14 protein-coding genes and 3 tRNA genes are annotated in these 17339 nt (G+C 67.2%); 10 read left to right on the top strand and 7 right to left on the bottom strand.

Translation table 11 applies throughout. From position 1 onward, the window contains the following. Positions 1-11 precede the first annotated feature (11 nt). From WDC87_RS01115 to WDC87_RS01105, 3 genes are all read left to right on the top strand, one after another. Positions 12-899, top strand: a complete 888-nt coding sequence (locus WDC87_RS01115; protein WP_072168170.1) for a DUF2807 domain-containing protein — start codon at positions 12-14, stop codon at positions 897-899. A 28-nt stretch (positions 900-927) separates the two neighbouring features. Then, positions 928-1533 (top strand): hypothetical protein, encoded by a 606-nt coding sequence (locus WDC87_RS01110; protein WP_072168171.1) that lies wholly within the window; start codon positions 928-930, stop codon positions 1531-1533. Between the two features lie 106 nt (positions 1534-1639). Next, positions 1640-2065, top strand: coding sequence for a hypothetical protein (locus WDC87_RS01105; protein WP_072168172.1), 426 nt, complete (start codon positions 1640-1642; stop codon positions 2063-2065). Positions 2066-2136: 71 nt separating this feature from the next. On the opposite strand, the gene WDC87_RS01100 is transcribed toward WDC87_RS01105, so the two are convergent. Continuing rightward, a complete protein-coding gene (locus tag WDC87_RS01100) occupies positions 2137-3564 on the bottom strand; it encodes a class II fumarate hydratase (protein WP_072168173.1) in 1428 nt (475 codons plus the stop codon). Positions 3565-3856: 292 nt separating this feature from the next. Here WDC87_RS01100 and purB point away from each other — a divergent pair, with 292 nt between their 5' ends. Then, positions 3857-5224 carry an adenylosuccinate lyase gene (gene purB, locus WDC87_RS01095; protein WP_252744737.1) on the top strand — a complete coding sequence of 456 codons (1368 nt, stop codon included), beginning with the start codon at positions 3857-3859 and terminating at the stop codon, positions 5222-5224. A gap of 600 nt (positions 5225-5824) precedes the next feature. Here the strand turns inward: purB and WDC87_RS01090 are convergent. After that, positions 5825-6721 (bottom strand): M48 family metallopeptidase, encoded by an 897-nt coding sequence (locus WDC87_RS01090; RefSeq protein ID WP_065186028.1) that lies wholly within the window; start codon positions 6719-6721, stop codon positions 5825-5827. Positions 6722-6809: 88 nt separating this feature from the next. Continuing rightward, the gene (locus tag WDC87_RS01085) at positions 6810-8702 is read right to left on the bottom strand and encodes a formylglycine-generating enzyme family protein (RefSeq protein WP_252744383.1); all 1893 of its coding nucleotides are present in this window, start codon (positions 8700-8702) and stop codon (positions 6810-6812) included. Positions 8703-8786: 84 nt separating this feature from the next. On the opposite strand from WDC87_RS01085, the gene rnd reads away from it, so the two are divergent. Further along, complete coding sequence (gene rnd, locus WDC87_RS01080; RefSeq protein ID WP_252744382.1) at positions 8787-9866, top strand: ribonuclease D; 1080 nt, start codon at positions 8787-8789, stop codon at positions 9864-9866. Between the two features lie 132 nt (positions 9867-9998). Here rnd and WDC87_RS01075 read toward each other — a convergent pair whose 3' ends face one another. Then, positions 9999-12329, bottom strand: coding sequence for a TonB-dependent receptor (locus tag WDC87_RS01075; protein WP_252744381.1), 2331 nt, complete (start codon positions 12327-12329; stop codon positions 9999-10001). A gap of 518 nt (positions 12330-12847) precedes the next feature. On the opposite strand from WDC87_RS01075, the gene WDC87_RS01070 reads away from it, so the two are divergent. Further along, positions 12848-12923 (top strand) — tRNA-Ala (locus WDC87_RS01070). Between the two features lie 62 nt (positions 12924-12985). On the opposite strand, the gene WDC87_RS01065 is transcribed toward WDC87_RS01070, so the two are convergent. Further along, entirely contained in the window at positions 12986-13156 is a 171-nt protein-coding gene (locus WDC87_RS01065) for a hypothetical protein (protein ID WP_162838143.1), read from the bottom strand. 159 nt (positions 13157-13315) lie between these two features. Between WDC87_RS01065 and WDC87_RS01060 the strand changes: the two genes are divergently transcribed. Next, complete coding sequence (locus WDC87_RS01060; RefSeq protein WP_072169140.1) at positions 13316-13801, top strand: hypothetical protein; 486 nt, start codon at positions 13316-13318, stop codon at positions 13799-13801. A gap of 6 nt (positions 13802-13807) precedes the next feature. Here WDC87_RS01060 and WDC87_RS01055 read toward each other — a convergent pair whose 3' ends face one another. Continuing rightward, positions 13808-14569 carry an SDR family oxidoreductase gene (locus tag WDC87_RS01055; RefSeq protein WP_072169139.1) on the bottom strand — a complete coding sequence of 254 codons (762 nt, stop codon included), beginning with the start codon at positions 14567-14569 and terminating at the stop codon, positions 13808-13810. A 132-nt stretch (positions 14570-14701) separates the two neighbouring features. On the opposite strand from WDC87_RS01055, the gene WDC87_RS01050 reads away from it, so the two are divergent. Beyond that, positions 14702-15544 carry a methylated-DNA--[protein]-cysteine S-methyltransferase gene (locus WDC87_RS01050; RefSeq protein WP_072169138.1) on the top strand — a complete coding sequence of 281 codons (843 nt, stop codon included), beginning with the start codon at positions 14702-14704 and terminating at the stop codon, positions 15542-15544. A 44-nt stretch (positions 15545-15588) separates the two neighbouring features. Here WDC87_RS01050 and WDC87_RS01045 read toward each other — a convergent pair whose 3' ends face one another. Further along, positions 15589-16614 carry an NADP-dependent oxidoreductase gene (locus WDC87_RS01045; RefSeq protein WP_252744380.1) on the bottom strand — a complete coding sequence of 342 codons (1026 nt, stop codon included), beginning with the start codon at positions 16612-16614 and terminating at the stop codon, positions 15589-15591. 365 nt (positions 16615-16979) lie between these two features. Here WDC87_RS01045 and WDC87_RS01040 point away from each other — a divergent pair. Continuing rightward, positions 16980-17055, top strand: a tRNA-Phe gene (locus WDC87_RS01040). A gap of 71 nt (positions 17056-17126) precedes the next feature. Next, a tRNA-Phe gene (locus tag WDC87_RS01035) sits at positions 17127-17202 on the top strand. The last annotated feature ends 137 nt before the right edge of the window (positions 17203-17339 follow it).

The following is a 17339-nucleotide window of genomic DNA, read 5'->3' as shown; positions in this document are numbered from 1 at the left end:
AGGCACCACCCATGCGTTCCCTGCTCGCCTGTTCTGCATTGTTGCTGTTGCCGCTGTCGGCGCTGGCCGCCGATGCTCCGAACTGCAAGTTCACCGCTGCCCGCGCGCTGAAGCTGGACGTGGCCGGTGCCAAAGCGGTGGTGTTCGAGGTCAACCAGCATGACCTGAAGGTGGTCGCCAGCCCCGGCGGTGGCCAGTTGGATGGCCGTGCCTGTGCGTCCAGCCAGGAATGGCTGGAGCAGCTGGTACTGGACCAGCGCAAGGTGGGCGACAAGCTGGTGGTGAGTCTGCGCCGCGAGGGCCGTGACAGCGGCATCAGCTTGGGCAGCAGTTATGCCTGGCTGGACATCCGTGGCAGCGTGCCGGACAACCTTCCGCTGCAGTTCAAGGTCGGCTCCGGCGATGCCAGCGTGGACAACGCGCAGTCGCTGAGCGTGGATGTCGGCTCCGGTGATGCCATCGTGCGTGGCACCCGCGGCAGCATCCATGCAGCGGTGGGTTCGGGCGACCTGGACATTGACGGCGGCAGTTCGCTGAACCTGCTCTCGCTGGGTTCCGGCGACGTCAAGGTGCGCAACATCGGTGGCGATGCGGTCACCGGCACTGTCGGTTCGGGTGACCTGAAGATCAGCGATGTCCGCGGCAACGCACGACTGGACACGGTCGGTTCCGGCGACATCGGGTTCAAGCGCGTGCAAGGCAACGTCGAGGTCGGTGTGGTCGGCTCGGGCGATGTTGATCTGTCCGACATCGGCGGCAATGTGCATGTGCGCAGTCACGGCTCGGGGGACATCCAGGTCGATGGCGTGCGCGGCAGCCTGACCGTCGACCACAGCGGCAGCGGCGATGTCGGCCACCGCAACGTCAGCGGCACCGTCACCCTGCCCCGTAAAAAGTAACCGCTACGGACCGATCGAGGAAACTGCCATGAATCTGCTGCGCGTGCTGCCTGCCACCCTGCTGTGCCTGCCGCTGATCGCCTGCGGCGGCACGTCCTCCACGCCTGATACCACCGTCGGCAAAAGCGTGGCCGACGCGACCAGCGGGGTCGGCCAGACTGTCAAGGAGGCCATGGACGATGCCCGCAAGGACATCACTCAGGGCAACATCAAGATCTCGGCCGACAAGCAGCCGCGTGCCGAGATCACCCCGGATGGCCACCTGCTGATCGACGGCAAGGACGTGCCGGCCAACGAAACCCAGCGCCAACGGCTGCTGGAATATCGCGGCCACGTCGTCGCCATTGCAATGGACGGCATGGATGTCGGCCTGGCTGGCGCCAAGCTCGGTGCCAGCGCTGCCGGCGAAGCGCTGAAGGGCATTTTCAGCGGCGACAGCGAAGGCATCGAGAAGCGGATCAACGCCGAGGCCGAGAAGATCGAGGCCCAGGCCAAGCGCATCTGCAACCGCATGCCGGCGATGCTGGCCAGCCAGCAGGCACTGGCGCGCGAGCTGCCGGCGTTCAAGCCCTACGCAACGATGGACCAGAGTGACGTCGACGACTGCGGCAAGGACACCGTGGTCCGGCGCTAGGCCTGTGACAGATCAGCGCACCCGGCCGGCAGCGGCGCCCCGCTGCCGGCCGTAGCGTGCCGACCGGCTTACAATGGCGGCCCCGGACGCCCCCGAACCGAATGCCATGAAGAAGTTGTTCCTGCTGCTGGCCGCCCTGCTCTGCCTGGGCCTGGTCGGCTGTGACAAGGATTACCGCAACCACCGCGCCGAGCGCGGCAAGCCCAAGATTTCCGTCAGCGAAGGCATGGTGACCGTGCGTCGCCCGCCGGCACCGAACATCATCATCCTCGGCGATGGCACGATGAAGGTGGACGAGATCCAGATCCCGCTGGACCAAGGGCAGAAGCAGATGCTGCAGACGATGTTCGGCAGGCTGCAGGTGCTGCGCCAGAACACCCTGGTCGCCGCCCCGGCCGATCCCAACATGCAACCGGTGAAGATCCAGCCGCCGGAGAGCATGGAAGTGATTCCGGCGGACCTGATCCAGCGCATCCCCGAGTTCAAGGATTACACCGACACGTTCGGCAACATCGTCGCCGACCGTCGCTGAAGCAGAAACGCCGCCCCAGGGCGGCGTTCCTGCGTGTGGTGGGTGCGGACCTTGGTCCGCACGCCGTTCGATCAACCGCCCCCGCCACCGCCCCCCGCCTGGATGCCACCGGCAGTCAGCGCGACCGGGTCCAGCAGGCGGCGCAGCTCGGCTTCGTCCAGGCCGCTGTCCTCCAGCGCGACGTCCAACACCGGGCGCTGTTCCTTGTAGGCACGCTTGGCAATGGCCGCGGCCTTCTCGTAGCCGATGATCGGGTTCAGTGCAGTAACCAGGATCGGATTGCGCGCCAGCGCTTCGGCCACGCGGTCCTCGCGCACCTTCAGCCCGGCGATCGCGCTGTCGGCCAGCAGCCGCGACACATTCGCGAGCAGGCCGATGCCATCGAGCAGGTTCACCGCGATCAGTGGCAGGGTGACGTTGAGCTGGAAGTTGCCGGTCTGTCCGGCCACGGTGATTGCCGTGTGGTGGCCGATCACCTGCGCGCAGGCCATCACGGTCGCTTCCGGAATCACCGGGTTGACCTTGCCCGGCATGATCGAGCTGCCCGGCTGCAGTGCCGGCAGTTCGATCTCGCCCAGCCCGGCCAGCGGACCGGCATTCATCCAGCGAAGATCATTGGCGATCTTGATCAACGCCACCGCCAGTGCATTGAGCTGGCCGGACAACTCCACTGCATCGTCCTGCGCGGCCAGGCCTTCGAACTTGTTCTCGGCGCTGTCGAACTTGAAACCGGTCTGTTGCTTCAGTGCCTTGGCTACCTGCGCGCCAAAACGCGGGTCGGCGTTGATGCCAGTGCCGATGGCGGTGCCACCCAGCGGCAGGCGGCGCACGCGCTTGAGGCTGTCTTCGATGCGCTCCTGCGCCGAGGCCAGCTGCGCCGACCATGCGCCGAACTCCTGCTCGAAGGTCAGTGGCATCGCGTCCATCAGGTGGGTACGGCCGGTCTTGACCACCTTGCGCAGGCTGCGGCCCTTCTTGTCGAGGGTCTTGCGCAGGTGCACCAGCGCCGGCAGCAGCTGTTCGTGCGTCGCCAGCACCGCCGACACGCGCAGCGCGGTCGGGATCACGTCGTTGGAGCTCTGCCCCTGGTTGACGTGGTCATTGGGATGCACGGTGGTCTTGCCCGCCTTGCCGGCACGGTTGGCCAAGGTGGCGATGACCTCATTGGCATTCATGTTCGACGACGTGCCCGAACCGGTCTGGTAGACGTCGATCGGGAAGTGCGCGTCCCAGTTGCCGGCGGCCACTTCGGCAGCAGCGGTCTGGATGGCCTTGGCCACGTTCTTCGGCAGGTGGCCCAGCTCGGCGTTGACGCCGGCGGCAGCGCCCTTGACCAGGCCCAGGGCACGGATGAAACCGCGCGGCATGCGCTGGCCCGACACCGGGAAATTCTGCACGGCACGCTGGGTCTGGGCGCCCCACAGGGCGTCGGCAGGCACCTGCAGCTCGCCCATGCTGTCGTGTTCGATTCTGAAACCCTTGCTTGCAGCTTTGCTCATTGCTTCAACTCCGCACTACTTCAGTTGGGGAAAGGGAAGCGGCGGCTGGCAGGGTGTCGCTTCCCGGGCTGGCGGCTGCGCCAACGATACTCCCTTGCCCGCAGCGTGGGATGATGAGGACGGGCCAGAACGTTCCGTCCGCAGGGCCGTGTTGTAGAGCCGAGCCCATGCTCGGCTTCCCGCAGGGCGCCGGATTCTCCGAAGCAGCCGAGCGTGGGCTCGGCTCTACAGGGCACGCCCCGCCGGCACGTCGTAGAATATCGGCCCCGCCGCTCGTCCCAGCCCTGCCGACATGTCCGATTCCGCCCTGCTCGCCCTGTCCCCGCTCGATGGCCGCTATGCCGGCAAGGTCGACGCGCTGCGCCCGATCTTCTCCGAATACGGCCTGATCAAGGCCCGCATCACGGTCGAGGTGGAATGGCTGCTGGCGCTGGCCGCCGAACCGGGCATCGTCGAACTGGCGCCGTTCTCCGACGCCGCCGTCGCCCGCCTGCGCGACCTGGCCGCCCGCTTCAGCCCGGCCCAGGCCGCGCGCGTGAAGGAGATCGAGCGCACCACCAACCATGACGTCAAGGCGGTGGAGTACTTCATCAAGGAACAGCTGAAGGACGACGCCGAGCTGGCTCCGGCGCTGGAATTCGTGCATTTCGCCTGCACCAGCGAAGACATCAACAACCTCAGCTACGGACTGATGCTGGAACAGGCCCGCCGCGAGGTGCTGCTGCCGACCCTGGACGGCATCGCCAGCACCCTGCGCACCCTGGCCCACGCCCAGGCCGGCCAGCCGATGCTGTCGCGCACCCACGGCCAGACCGCCTCGCCGACCACGCTGGGCAAGGAGCTGGCCAACGTGGTCGCACGCCTGGAGCGCCAGCGCCGGCAGATCGCCGCGGTCGAACTGACCGGCAAGATCAACGGTGCGGTCGGCAACTACAACGCCCACATCGCCAGCTACCCGGACGTGGACTGGCCGGCCTTCGCCGAGCGCTTCGTGACCGGCCTGGGCCTGGTATTCAACCCGTACACCACGCAGATCGAGCCGCACGACAACATCGCCGAGATCGGCGATGCGGCGCGTCGCGCCAATATCATCCTGATCGACCTGGCCCGCGACATCTGGGGCTACATCTCGCTGGGCTACTTCAAGCAGCGCCTGAAGGAAGGCGAAGTCGGCTCGTCGACGATGCCGCACAAGGTCAATCCGATCGATTTCGAGAACGCGGAAGGCAACTTCGGTATCGCCAACGCGCTGTTCGAGCACTTCAGCGCGAAGCTGCCGATCAGCCGCTGGCAGCGTGACCTGACCGATTCCACCGTGCTGCGTGCACTGGGCACCGCGTTCGGCCACAGCCAGGTGGCGCTGGATTCGCTGGCCAAGGGCCTGGGCAAGCTGGAAGTGAACCCGCAGCGCCTGGATGCCGATCTGGACGCGGCCTGGGAAGTGCTGGCCGAGGCCGTGCAGACGGTGATGCGCCGCCACGGCCTGCCGAACCCGTATGAGCAGCTGAAGGCGCTGACCCGCGGCCAGGGCATCACGGCCGAGTCGATGCGTGCGTTCGTGCAGGGGCTGGAGCTGCCGGCGGATGCGAAGCAGCGTCTGCTGGACATGACCCCGGGCAGCTACACCGGTCTGGCGGAATCGCTGGCGAAGAAGATCTAAGGGGTTTCCTTTGCGGCGGCGGCCGCGGGCGCTGCCTGCGGCAGGCAACAGCAACGGCAACAGCAACGTCAAAGGCGGCTCTGGGTTATGTCGCGCTTGGCGGGGCGGGTTGGGTTCGCGGGGACGCCGTGAATCCGTCCGTGGAGGCTTAGCCGCGCCATCCATGGCGCGGATACCCCCGCCACTCCCACCCGCACGCCCCCCGAAAATTTCCGTGCGCGTCAGCCACGGAAGAGAAGGAAGAAGATCAAGAGCAAAGGCAACAGCAACAGCCGCGCGCTGTGGGTTGGGGTGGGGTGCGGTTTTTCTATGCAAAAGCGAACCACCCCCGCTTGTTTTTTCGTTTAACACATAAAACCCAACCCGGGCTCTTCTATCCACACACGGCGCTCTTCGGTGGCGGGGGGGGGGGGGGGGGCGGGGGGGGCGCCCGCCGGCCCCCCCCCCCCCCCCGGGCGCCCCCCCCGCCCCCCCCCCCCCCCCCCCCCCCCCCCACCCCGCCATCCCACGGATAGCCAGCTTTTGCTTCGGCTGTTGCTGTTGCTGTTGCTGTTGCTCTGGCTTCGGCAGGTGCAGGGCGCAGCCCTGACGAACAACCCCCTACTTTGCCTGCTCGCAGAACTTCTGCCGGTACTCGAGCGCCTTCGGCATCAGTGCCTGCAGGTTCTGGATGCGGGTGCCCGGATTCGGGTGGGTGGAAGCGAACTCCGGCGGCGCCTGGCCGCCACTGGCCTGGCCCATGCGCTGCCACAGCGGCACCGCCTCGCGGGGATCGAAGCACGCCGCCGCGGCCAGCATCAGCCCCACTTCATCGGCCTGCGTCTCGTGGCTGCGCGCATAGGGCAGCAGATAGCCGTAGCCCATCGCCGACATCATCATCTGTTGCTGCTGCGCATCCATGCCGCTGGCGGCACCGGCCATCTGCCCGATCTGGGTCAGCTTCTGCTGCGCCATCCGCTGCGCACCATGGCGCAGCAGCGCGTGGGCGATCTCATGGCCCATCACCACCGCCATCGCATCACGCGTACGCGCCACCGGCACCAGGCCGGTGTAGACCGCCATCTTGCCGCCCGGCAGGCAGAACGCATTGGCCTGCTCGGACGGGATCACATTCACTTCCCACTGGAAATCCCGCGCGAAATGCGCCGGCTGCACGCCGTGCTCCTGTGCCAGCGCGGTCTCCACCACATCCACCTTGGCGATCAGGCGCTGCGCGATGTCGCGCACATCGCGCGCGATCGGCGCATTCGGATCCATCGGCCGTTCCTGCGCGAGGATCTGCTGGTAGGCCTGCAGACCGAGCGCGGTCTCCTGGCGCGCATCCAGGCTGCTGTCGATCATCACCTTCTCGCCGGTGTAGGGATCGACGGTGCGATTGGAGAACCAGTAGAACACCGCATAGCCCGCCGCCAGCAGCAGCACCCACCAGCGGATGTTGCCGAACAGGCCGCGTCGCTGCGGGCCTTGGGGCGAGCGGGAAAAGGGATCGTTGCGCATCGGTGGTCTTCCAGCAGACCCCGCCGGCTGGCGGGCACGGCGCAATCTTAGTGCGCGGACGCCAGCAGCGGGTGAAGCCCGATGCCGCTCAGATGCCGCGCACCAGACGGAAGCCGATGCGCGCATTGGTGGTGTCCGAATCCTGCGATTGCCGCCAGGCCGCACGAGTCTGCTCGGGCGCATTGGCCCAATTGCCGCCCCGGATCACCCGTGACCGGCAGCCCGGGTTGAACCAGGCGACACCGTCGGACGGCGCACGCCGGTAGCTGGCGTGCCAGCAGTCGGCCACCCATTCGCTCAGATTCCCGGCCATGTCGTGCAGGCCGAAAGCATTGGCCTGGAAACTGGCCACCGGCGCCGGTCCCCACCAGCCATCGCCATAGCCGATGAAAGCGTTGTGCCAGTGCCGACCCGAAGGCGAGACGTCCTTGCTGCCGGTGAAGTTGCCGCTGCCCGGCGGCGGCGTACCGGCGTCTCCCCAGGGGTAGCGGCCACTGTTCCCGGCGCGCAGCGCATATTCGAATTCGGCCTCGCTCGGCAGCCGGTAGCTGCGTCCGGTCTGCTCGGACAGCCATGCCGCGTAGTTCTCGGCATCCCGCACGCTGACATGCATCACCGGCGAGTTGCCCAGTGCGCGCGCGCCATCGTAATCCGAACGCCAGTCGACGCCGCTGCGGCGGATGAAATTGCCGCTGCGCTCGTCATAGACCACCGAGTGGCCGCGCCGGGTCGCACGTGGTCGTGCATTGGTCGACCTCACATAGCGCTCGAAATCGCCGACGGTAACCTCGGTGATCGCCATCGCGAAGCCGCGGTCAAAGCGAACGTAATGGGAGGGGCGCTCGGCGTCGGTGGAACCGGGCTCGGCATCACCCGCGCCCATCTGGAAGCCGCCATGCGGCACCACCACCATCTGCGGACCGCGCCCACCATCACGCATCGCGTCGCTGAACACCTGGCCCGGGCGGAAGCTGCCGTAATGGGTGGCCAGATCGATGCGCTCGCGCAGCTGGGCCACCACCGCATCCCCCGGCAAGGCGATGCGCAGGGCCTCGGCCAGCTTTTCGCGCGCCGGCTTCAGCCCCTGCGGCGTCGCCAGCTCGCGCAGGCCCTCATCACGCAGCTGCAGCAGCGCGGCGGCGCGGATCTGCTCGATGCGCTCAAAGGCATCGGCAATGGTCGGTGACGAGTCACGGACCTTGCTGGCTTCGGCCAGCCAGGTGCCCGCACTGGCAAAGTCGCGTACGCGCGCGGCGTCCTCGGCCCGGCGGATCAGGCCACTTTCGGCCGCCGCCAGGCCCTGCCGCGCCCGGCTGTTGTGTTCGTCCAGAGCCAGCGCTTCACGGAAGTTGCCGATCGCACCGTCACCGTCCTCACCGATCCGCCCCGACCGCAGGTCTTCCTCGCCAGCACGGTTATAGGCCACCACGCGCTGGGCGAGCTCCACCCGGCCCTGCAGCGCGCGCACCTTCTCATCCTTCGGCGCCAGGGTCAGCAGCACCAGCGCCTGGCGACTCGCCTCGGCCAGCGCCTCGCGCTGCCGCAGTGGCCGAACCAGCAGGGCATCGGCCTGCTGCTGCAGGCGCTGGCGAGCACGCTGCAGGCCGCTGCGGGCCAGGCGGTCATCCGGGTCTTCCTCCTGTACCGCCAGCCACAGCGGAACCGCCGCGTCGGCGTCCTCGTACAGGTGCCCTTCGCTGAACGCCTTTTCGGCTGCGCGACGCAGCTGGGCGACGCTGCGGCCCTGCCGGTCGACGCGTGGCGGTGTCCACCGCTGCACGTCCTCGGTGGCATCCTCACCGGCAATGGTGACGCTGCCCTGCCCGGTCCCCGGTGTCGGCTCCGCCAGTGAACCTTCCTGCGGCCGCGCGTCTTCGCCGGCAGCCGGCCCCGGCTCCGGTGTCGCCGAGGGCGACGGTGTGCAACCGGCCAGGGCCACGGCCAGAGCGGTGCACAGCACGGACGACAGCGGAAAACGCAAGCAGGATCTCCTACGGCACGGACGCGGACCGACGTTAGGCTATTCTCCCCTGCCTGAGCAAACCCGAGTAGTAGGCCCTGACCCGTGGCAACCTGGATCACCACCCCCGCCGAGCTGGATGCGTACTTCCAGCAGCGTCCGGCCCGCATCGGCCTGGACACCGAATTCATCCGTGAACGCACGTTCTGGCCGCAGTTGGCTCTGGTGCAGATGGCGGTCGGGCAGGACATCCTGCTGATCGATCCGCTGATTCCCGGCATGACCGAGGCACTGGCGCCCTGGCTGGCCGATGAATCGATCACCAAGGTGATGCACAGCGCCAGCGAAGACCTGGTTGCCTTCAAGTGGACCTGCGGCGTGTTGCCGCGACCGCTGTTCGACACACAGATCGGCGCCTCGCTGGCCGGCATTGGTGGCGGCATGGGCTACCAGAAGCTGGTCGCGGAAATCACCGGCGCGGCGCTGGCCAAGGGCGAAACGCGCTCGGACTGGATGCGCCGTCCGCTCTCGGAGTCGCAACTGCAATACGCCGCCGACGACGTCGAGCATCTGTTCGCGCTGCATGACGCGATTGATGCCAAGCTGCAGGCGCTGGGCCGCCAGCAGTGGCTGCACGACGACGGCGAGCGCCTGCTGGCCAGCGTCGCCAATGACGAGGACCGCTGGCCGCATCTGGCGATGCGCTCAGCGCAGTTTCTCGATGCTCCCGCGCAGCGCCGCCTGCTGCGCCTGCTTCGCTGGCGTGATGTGCAGGCACGCAGCAGCGACCGGCCGCGCAGCTGGATCCTGGACAACGAACTGGCCGCCACGCTGGCACGCACGCCACCGGCCGATGCCGCCGCGCTGGCCACGCTGTTTGAACAGTTCCCGAAGGCACCGCGCAAGCTCGCCGGCGCGGTGTGGCAGGCGCTGGACACGCCGCTGGCCGATGAGGCCGAGGCACCGCTGGCATTGCCCGCCAACGACACCAACAAGCAGGCACTGAAGAGGCTGCAGGACGCCGTTGCCGAGCGCAGCCGCGAGCTGGGCCTGCCGGATGGCGTGCTGGCCTCGCGCAAGCATCTGGAAAGCTACCTGGAGCGCCGCCAATGGCCGGCCGCACTGGCCGGCTGGCGCCAGCAGGAGCTGGAGTCGCGGCTGCAGGCGCTGCTGCCGGCACGTTGAAGCGCCGAGCACGGCGCCGGATTGCGGTCCGGCTACCGTGGAAGGCCATGAAAAAGGGCGACCCGGATCACCGGGCCGCCCTTTGCATTCCAGCAGTGCGATGGCGGGAAGTCCAGCCACCGTGGCAACGCCTTACCAGTTCATGTTCAGCGAGACACCGACGGTGCGCGGTTCGTTGTAGACCGCAGCCATGTAGTTCTCGATCACACCCTTAAGGTTCTTCTCGTTGGTGATGTTGCGCGCGAACAGCGCCACTTCGTAGGCACCGTAGTTGCCCGAGTAGCCGATCTTCAGGCCGCCTTCGAAATCACCCTTGGAGTTGAACTCCTTGCTGTCGTACAGCACGAAGCTGGTGTAGCCCTGCTTGTTCCAGTCGGTGGAGACGAACATGGTGCCGGCGTCGCTGACCGGGAAGTCGTAGCGGGCGGCCAGGTTGACGTTGTACTTCGGCGCGTTCGGCAGCGGGTTGCCGTCGATCTGCGCGAAGGTGTTGGCACCGACCTTGATGGTCGGGTCATTCACCGTGCACACCACCTGGCCGTTGAGGCCGCAGACCTGCGCGTAGACGCGCTTGTCCTTGATTTCGCTGTGCAGCAGGCTCAGGCCGGCGCTCAGGGTCAGGTTCGGGATCGGGCGCAGCTCCATGTCCGCTTCGAAACCATAGGCCTTGGCCTTGTCGGCGTTGAACAGCACGCCGTTGCCGTCCGAATCGTTGCCGTTGAGCTGGATGTCGTTGACGGTGTAGGTGAACGCGGTGGCGTTCAAGCGCAGGCGGTTGTCCCACAGGCTGCTCTTCACGCCTGCTTCCCAGGACAGGATGGTCTCGGAATCGGCGGTGGTGAAGTCGGCATTGAACACGGCCGAGCGGCCCTGGATGGTCGGGCCGCGGAAGCCGCGGGCGACCTTGGCATAGACGCTCACGTCCGGCGTGATCTGATACATCGCGCTCAGATCCCAGCTCGGAGTGGTGTCGGACATCTTGACGTCGGTGCGGCCCTTGTAGGTGACCACGCCAGCGGCAGTGTCAGCCGTCTTCAGCAGGCGGGTGTGCTTCTCGTCCCGGGTCTGGCGCAGGCCGGCCGTGACGGTGAACTTGTCGGTGAAGGCATAGCTCAGCTGGCCGAAACCGGCCCACGAGGTGTTCTTGTTGCGCAGGCGCACCCAGTTGTTCGGGTTGCGGGCCGCGCCCTGCAGGAACCAGGCGCGCTGGTAGAAGTCGGTGGTGTCGCTGCCGTTGAAGTAGAAGGCACCGGCCTGCCACTGCAGCGCGCTGTCGTCATGGCTGGCCAGGCGGAATTCCTGGGTCCACTGGTCCAGGTCACGGATGCGGCCCATCGACTGGCCGTAGCCGTTCGGTACGCCGTTCACCGGGAAGTTCACCGCAGCGCCGCCGTCGGTGTCGCCACGGCTGTAACCGGAGGTGGTCTCGTAGGCGGTGATCGAGGTGAAGTCGATCGCGCCGAAGTCGTAGCGCGCCTTCACCGAGCCGCCGTAGGTCTTGTAGGCCTGCGGGTTGTTGTCGGCTTCGTCGTAGGCGACCTGGTCGCGCGGCACGTCGGTCTTGTTCGAGCCCTTGGTCAGCGCACCGCGCAGGAACAGGGTCGAGGTGCCTTCGTAGTCACGGGCGTGGGCCGAGGCCAGGATCGAGAACTGGTCGCTCGGGGTCAGCAGCAGCTGCGCGCGTACGTTGCGGTCATCGAAGCCGCCCATCGCGTTCTTCTTCGGGCTGACCGTGCCGTCGGCACTCGGGCCCTTGTAGGTGTTGTCGACGTAGTCATCGCGGTGCTGGTACAGCGCCGACACGCGGAACGAAGCGATGTCGTTGATCGGGCCGCCGAAGCCGCCGTCGATCGACACGCTGTTGTAGGTCGCGTAGCTGGCGTTGACCCGACCGGTGTAGTCCTGGGTCGGCTTCAGGGTGTCGAACTTGACGATGCCGGCGGTGGTGTTGCGGCCGAACAGCGAGCCCTGCGGGCCGCGCAGCACTTCCACCTGGTCCACGTCATAGACCGGGTTGGACTTCAGCACCACGTGCTCCAGCACCACATCGTCCTGGATGATCGACACCGGCTGCGAGGCACCCAGATAGAAGTCGATATTGCCCAGGCCACGGATATAGAAGCGCGGGAAGATGCGGCCGGTGGTGGTTTCCGCATACAGGCTCGGCACGCGGCCGGACAGTGCCAGCAGGGTGTCGTCGCCGCCGGCGGTGAAGTCGCGCATGCGCTCGCCCTGCACCACCCCCACCGAAACCGGCACTTCCTGCAGGTTCTGCTCACGGTGTTCGGCGGTCACGGTGATCGTGTCCAGGCCGGTCGGGGTCGGCGCGCTGTCCTGCGCGGCGGCACCGAAGCTGCCGACCAGGGCCAGGCCGGCACAGGCCAGGGCCAGCGGATGGCGGCGGAAGGAAACGAAGGAAGACGACAGACCCGACAGGCGGCGGGAATCGGAATGGGAGGGCATGGAATGCTCTGAGGAGGCGTCCGTGCGGCCTGCGCGAGCCGGGCGGCAAAAAGGGGGGAAACTGCGCAAGCGGCCATTATCCCCCAAATTGTTACGATTTCGTTGCGCGGCACCCGAACCCGGCGAAACAAGCGGTTTCGGCACAGTCCGCCGGCACCACCTTGGGGTCAGCTCCGTTCTCCCAAGGAAAACGGATCTGATCCCGAAGCTCCTGGCAGCCGGGTCAGCGCGACATCGACCCTCGCAAGTCGCCCGCGTGCGCGCTGCGAAACCAACTCTCGCCTTTACTTCTACGGCGCCGCGGCTTCGCGCTACGGCGTCGCGGCTTCGCGGAACAACTGCTCATTGCTGCCGCCCCCGGCATTGCCTTGCGCAACGCCTGGTCTCTGTCGAATTCGCCCTGCTGCGGCAGGCCCTGGCCTGAAACGGTCCGGGACGGCGGTGGATCCCGTCCCCGCCCCGTCCCGGCCGGGCGCTTGGCAAGCGCGGCGGGCGGCGCTACACTGAAAGCCTGCCGTGGGGCCATAGCTCAGCTGGGAGAGCGCGTCGTTCGCAATGACGAGGTCAGGAGTTCGATCCTCCTTGGCTCCACCACTCTTCAGAAGAACCCGCAGATCGCCATGATCTGCGGGTTTTTTCTTTTCAGCGCCTCCGGCTCAGGCCGGCTCCTGGTCACCATCCTTGCGTTGCGGGCCGCGCGAGTGCGCATCGCGCACCTGTTGATCGCGCTGCCCCGGCCGCTGCTTGGCCACATCGTCCTGCTTCCTGTCCTGGCGGCTTTCCTGGATACCCTGCTTCGGGTCCTGATCCCTGCTTTGCTCGTTCATCGAAAACTCCCTCGCCGGCAGCAGGCCAACGTTGCCACCACGCTAGAGGTTGCCGGGTGAGCCGCGGGTCAGTCCCATGCCAACATCGTGTGCAGGAAGCGGCTTGCCGCCAGCGCCCCACGCGGCCAGAATCCGGGGCACCACGCTCACCTGTGTTCCATGCCCTCCCCTGCCCAGCACGCAGCTCACGCGTTGCCGATGCTCCTCAATGCGACCGACGGCAGGATCCAGCTCGGCAACCTGCCCGCATTGATCGGCCCCACCCTGTCACTGGACGAAGCGCGCGTCGCCTTTGCCCCTCTGGTGCGAGGGGAGCGCGATGTCGGCACCGGCTATCACTGGCTCAGCCTGCACCGGCTCAGCCTGGGCGGTGCGCCCGCTGGCATCAGCCTGGGCTTCCACGGGCAACGGCTCGACATGGTGACAATGAGCGTCGATCTGCCCGGTGCAACACTGGAAGACGGCTGGCCGACCCAGGCCGCGATCGATGCCGAAGTCGCTTTCATGCGGCGCACCTTGGCCACGGCACTGGGGCGCAAACTGGCAGGCGGCCACGCCCGCTTCAGCTGGGGCGAGGCCTGGGCCCGGTTCGACCCGAAGGGATTCATGGCCAGCAGCGGCATCCGCTACTCGCCTCGCGCGTGACGGCGCTCAGGTTCGGGTGATCGACACGCCGCCTTCAACGCGCATTGCGGTACCGGTAACGAAGCTGCTTTCATCGCTGGCCAGGAACAACGCCGCATTGGCGATCTCTTCCGGCTCGGCCATGCGCTTGAGTGCATGCAGCGAGCGCACGAAGTCGCGGGCATCGCCGGTCGGTGCGGCCTGCCGGCCCATTTCGGTATCGGTGCCACCGGGCAACAGCACGTTGCTGCGCACGCCGCGCGCGCCGTATTCGGCGGCAATCACCTGGCTCAGGCCTATCAAGCCGGCCTTGCTCGACGCATAGGCCGCCATGCCCGGGAAGCCGACGGTGTGGCCGACGAAGGTGCCGACAAACACCAGCGAGCCACCGCCGCGTGCCAGCAACGCCGGCAACTGGGCGCGTGCGGCGTGGAAGGCGGCATCGAGATTGGTGGCCATCACCTCGCGCCACGCATCCACCGGGAACTCTGCTGCCGGTGCACCGGGGCCGAGCATGCCGGCATTGTTGAGCGCGATGTCCAACCCACCGAATGACTGCTGGGCCAGTTCCACCAGCGCCGGTGCCGTGGCCGGATCAGCCACGTCCGCGGCATGCACCACCACCTCGCCACCGGCGGCGCGGATCTGCTCGGCCAGCACCAGCAGCGGCTGTGGGCGTCGTGCATTGAGCACCAGCTTTGCCCCTTCGGCAGCAAAGCGCAGCGCGCTGGCGCGGCCGATGCCAGCACTGGCACCGGTGATGAGGGCGATCTTGTTGTTCAGGCGCATGAGGGTGGTACCGGTTGTGGAGTGGCCACCACGATGCCGCGCCTCTCGCCTGCCGACACTCCGTTTCCGGGCCTCCCGACCCGGTGCAGGAAACGGAGTTTCCGTAGAACCGGCACGTGCCAGAATCCATCCATGGAAAGCGCCGCCACCACCGCTCCCGATGCCCGTGTCGAACGGGTCTGCCGCCATCTGCAGGCCAGCCTCGACGAGCCCTCGCTGCAGGCGTTGGCCGCCATCGCTGGCTGCAGCCCGACCCGGCTGCATCGCCTGTTCAAGCAGGCCACCGGGTTGACCCCGAAGCAGTACGCTGCAGCGCTGCGCGCCGATCGCCTGCGCAGCGGACTTCAGCAGAAGGAACGCATCACCGACGCCTTCCACGATGCCGGCTTCGGCTCCAGCGGACGCTTCTACGAGAACGCGCCGAAGCTGCTGGGCATGACGCCGAAGCAATGGCGTGCCGGTGGTCGCGGCGAAGTCATCCACTTCGCGCTTGCCGAAAGTTCGTTGGGCAGCGTGCTGGTGGCCAGCAGTGCCACCGGCGTCGTCGCGATCCTGCTCGGCGACGATCCGGAAGCGCTGCTGCAGTCACTGCAGCAGCGCTTCCGCCAGGCCGAACTGGTCGGGGCCGACAGCGGCTATGAGCAACTGGTGGCACAGGTGGTGGGCCTGGTCGAGGATCCCTCGCGAGGCGCCACGCTGCCGCTGGACATCCGCGGCACGGCGTTCCAGCAACGTGTATGGCAGGCGCTGCAGCAGATTCCGCGTGGACAGACGGCCTCATATGCGGAGATCGCCGCGCGTATCGGCGCGCCGCGATCGAGCCGCGCGGTGGCACGCGCCTGCGCAAGCAATCCGCTGGCCGTGGCGGTGCCCTGCCACCGGGTGGTGCGCCGCGACGGCGACCTGTCCGGCTATGCCTGGGGCGTGGCACGCAAGCGCGAACTGCTGCGCCGGGAAAAGGTCGCCAACGGCTGACGCGACCCGCAAGCCGCCGACCTTGTCCGGCACCGGCCAAGCCCTCAGTCCAGCTTCACCACCAACTTGCCGAAGTTGTGCCCCAGCAGCAGCCCGAAGAACGCCTCCGGTGCATTTTCCAGCCCTTCCACTACTTCCTCGCGGTACTGGATGCGGCCCTCACGCAGCCACTGCGCCATCTCGCGCTCGAAGTCCGGCCACAGGTGCTTGAAGTCGTGCACGATGAAACCGCGCACGGTCAGGCGCTGGCGCAGGATCTGGCTGAACAGCGCCGGCAGGCGGTCCGGGCCAGGCTGCGCGACACCACGATTGTTGTAGGTGGCGATGGTGCCGCACACCGGAATGCGGGCGAAGTCGTTGAGCAACGGCAGCACCGCGTCCAGTACATGGCCCCCGACGTTCTCGAAGTACACGTCGATACCCGCAGGTACCGCCGCGCGCAGCTGCTCGGCAAAATCAGCCGCGCGATGATCCAGCGCCACGTCCACGCCCAGCGTTCGCAGATAGGCACGCTTGGCCTCGCCACCGGCGATGGCAACTACGCGCGCGCCCTGCAGCTTGGCCAACTGCGCCACGGTCGCGCCGACCGGCCCCGTTGCGGCGGCCACCACCAGCGTCTCTCCCGGCTGCAGGCGGGCGATTTCATGAAGGCTGGAATAGGCGGTGAAGCCCGGCATGCCATGCACCCCCAGCGCCGTACTCAACGGCAGCCCGGCCGGGTCCAGGCGGCGGCCCAGCGCCTTGGCTGGCAGCACGGCGTGGGTCTGCCACCCGCCCGGCGCCAGCACCCGTTCGCCCACTGCGACCCCCTCAGCCCTGGATTGCACCACCTCGGCCACGGTCTGGCCTTCCATCACAGCCCCCACTGCCACCGGCGCGGCATACGACGGTCCCTCATCCATGCGTCCACGCATGTACGGGTCCAGTGAGAGATAGCGATTGCGCAGCAGCACCTCGCCGTCGCCCAAGGGCGGCAGCGCGGCCTGCTCCAGGCGGAAATTGGCTGCGGCGGGCGCCCCCTGCGGACGCGACGCCAGCACGATGCGGGTGGTGGTCGATGAGTCGGACATGACGACGGTCTCTGCTGTTGCCAGCATCAGGAAAGGAACGCCGACACTACGCCGCAGCGTTCCCCCATGGCGGTCACGAAAACGGCGTTCCATGTCCGGTATCGGTGCCGTCCACGCGCAGGCCGCGCCACGCCGCGTTTGTCGATCACCGTGGCCCGCTGAATTCCGCCGCACGCGATGATCACCGCGCCGCCGCGCCCGGTTGAATCGGCATCCAGCGCGCCCCCCGCTCCGCGACGGCGGATCAAGTACTTGCGCCTGCGCAGACGGCAATGTGAAGGTTTTTTGCCAAAATGCTTGCCGTAGGCGGCTGACCTCCGTAATATGCGCGTCCTTGGCAGCGACCTCGCTGCAATGAACTACGTGGCCGAGTAGCTCAGTTGGTAGAGCAGGGGATTGAAAATCCCCGTGTCGGCGGTTCGATTCCGTCCTCGGCCACCACGTTCGACAGCCTGCAGAAATGCAGGTCTTTTTTTCGGGAATCGCAGTTGATCGTGATTGCCACACAGTTTGGCCGAGTAGCTCAGTTGGTAGAGCAGGGGATTGAAAATCCCCGTGTCGGCGGTTCGATTCCGTCTTCGGCCACCATCTTTCGAGACCTGCAGAGATGCAGGTCTTTTTTTGTCCGTGCTTCGCGCACTGCACGAGTGGCGGATGCGGCGCCTGCGCACACGCCCGGTTGACGAAACATTTACACCGGCATGCGCGGCGGCACCTACGCTCCA

The organism is Stenotrophomonas maltophilia group sp. Smal12 (assembly GCF_037079935.1).
In the GTDB taxonomy this organism is placed as follows: Bacteria; Pseudomonadota; Gammaproteobacteria; order Xanthomonadales; family Xanthomonadaceae; genus Stenotrophomonas; species Stenotrophomonas sepilia.
This window is presented reverse-complemented; position numbering and strand designations above follow the sequence as displayed.

Bases quoted from the DNA above. Each gene is read 5' to 3' on its own strand.
- WDC87_RS01045 (WP_252744380.1), bottom strand. From the start codon at position 16,614: ATGTCCGACTCATCGACCACCACCCGCATCGTGCTGGCGTCGCGTCCG.
- WDC87_RS01075 (WP_252744381.1), bottom strand. From the start codon at position 12,329: ATGCCCTCCCATTCCGATTCCCGCCGCCTGTCGGGTCTGTCGTCTTCC.
- purB (WP_252744737.1), top strand. From the start codon at position 3,857: ATGTCCGATTCCGCCCTGCTCGCCCTGTCCCCGCTCGATGGCCGCTAT.
- WDC87_RS01100 (WP_072168173.1), bottom strand. From the start codon at position 3,564: ATGAGCAAAGCTGCAAGCAAGGGTTTCAGAATCGAACACGACAGCATG.
- WDC87_RS01065 (WP_162838143.1), bottom strand. From the start codon at position 13,156: ATGAACGAGCAAAGCAGGGATCAGGACCCGAAGCAGGGTATCCAGGAA.
- WDC87_RS01055 (WP_072169139.1), bottom strand. From the start codon at position 14,569: ATGCGCCTGAACAACAAGATCGCCCTCATCACCGGTGCCAGTGCTGGC.
- WDC87_RS01105 (WP_072168172.1), top strand. From the start codon at position 1,640: ATGAAGAAGTTGTTCCTGCTGCTGGCCGCCCTGCTCTGCCTGGGCCTG.
- WDC87_RS01110 (WP_072168171.1), top strand. From the start codon at position 928: ATGAATCTGCTGCGCGTGCTGCCTGCCACCCTGCTGTGCCTGCCGCTG.
- WDC87_RS01090 (WP_065186028.1), bottom strand. From the start codon at position 6,721: ATGCGCAACGATCCCTTTTCCCGCTCGCCCCAAGGCCCGCAGCGACGC.
- WDC87_RS01115 (WP_072168170.1), top strand. From the start codon at position 12: ATGCGTTCCCTGCTCGCCTGTTCTGCATTGTTGCTGTTGCCGCTGTCG.
- WDC87_RS01050 (WP_072169138.1), top strand. From the start codon at position 14,702: ATGGAAAGCGCCGCCACCACCGCTCCCGATGCCCGTGTCGAACGGGTC.
- WDC87_RS01060 (WP_072169140.1), top strand. From the start codon at position 13,316: ATGCCCTCCCCTGCCCAGCACGCAGCTCACGCGTTGCCGATGCTCCTC.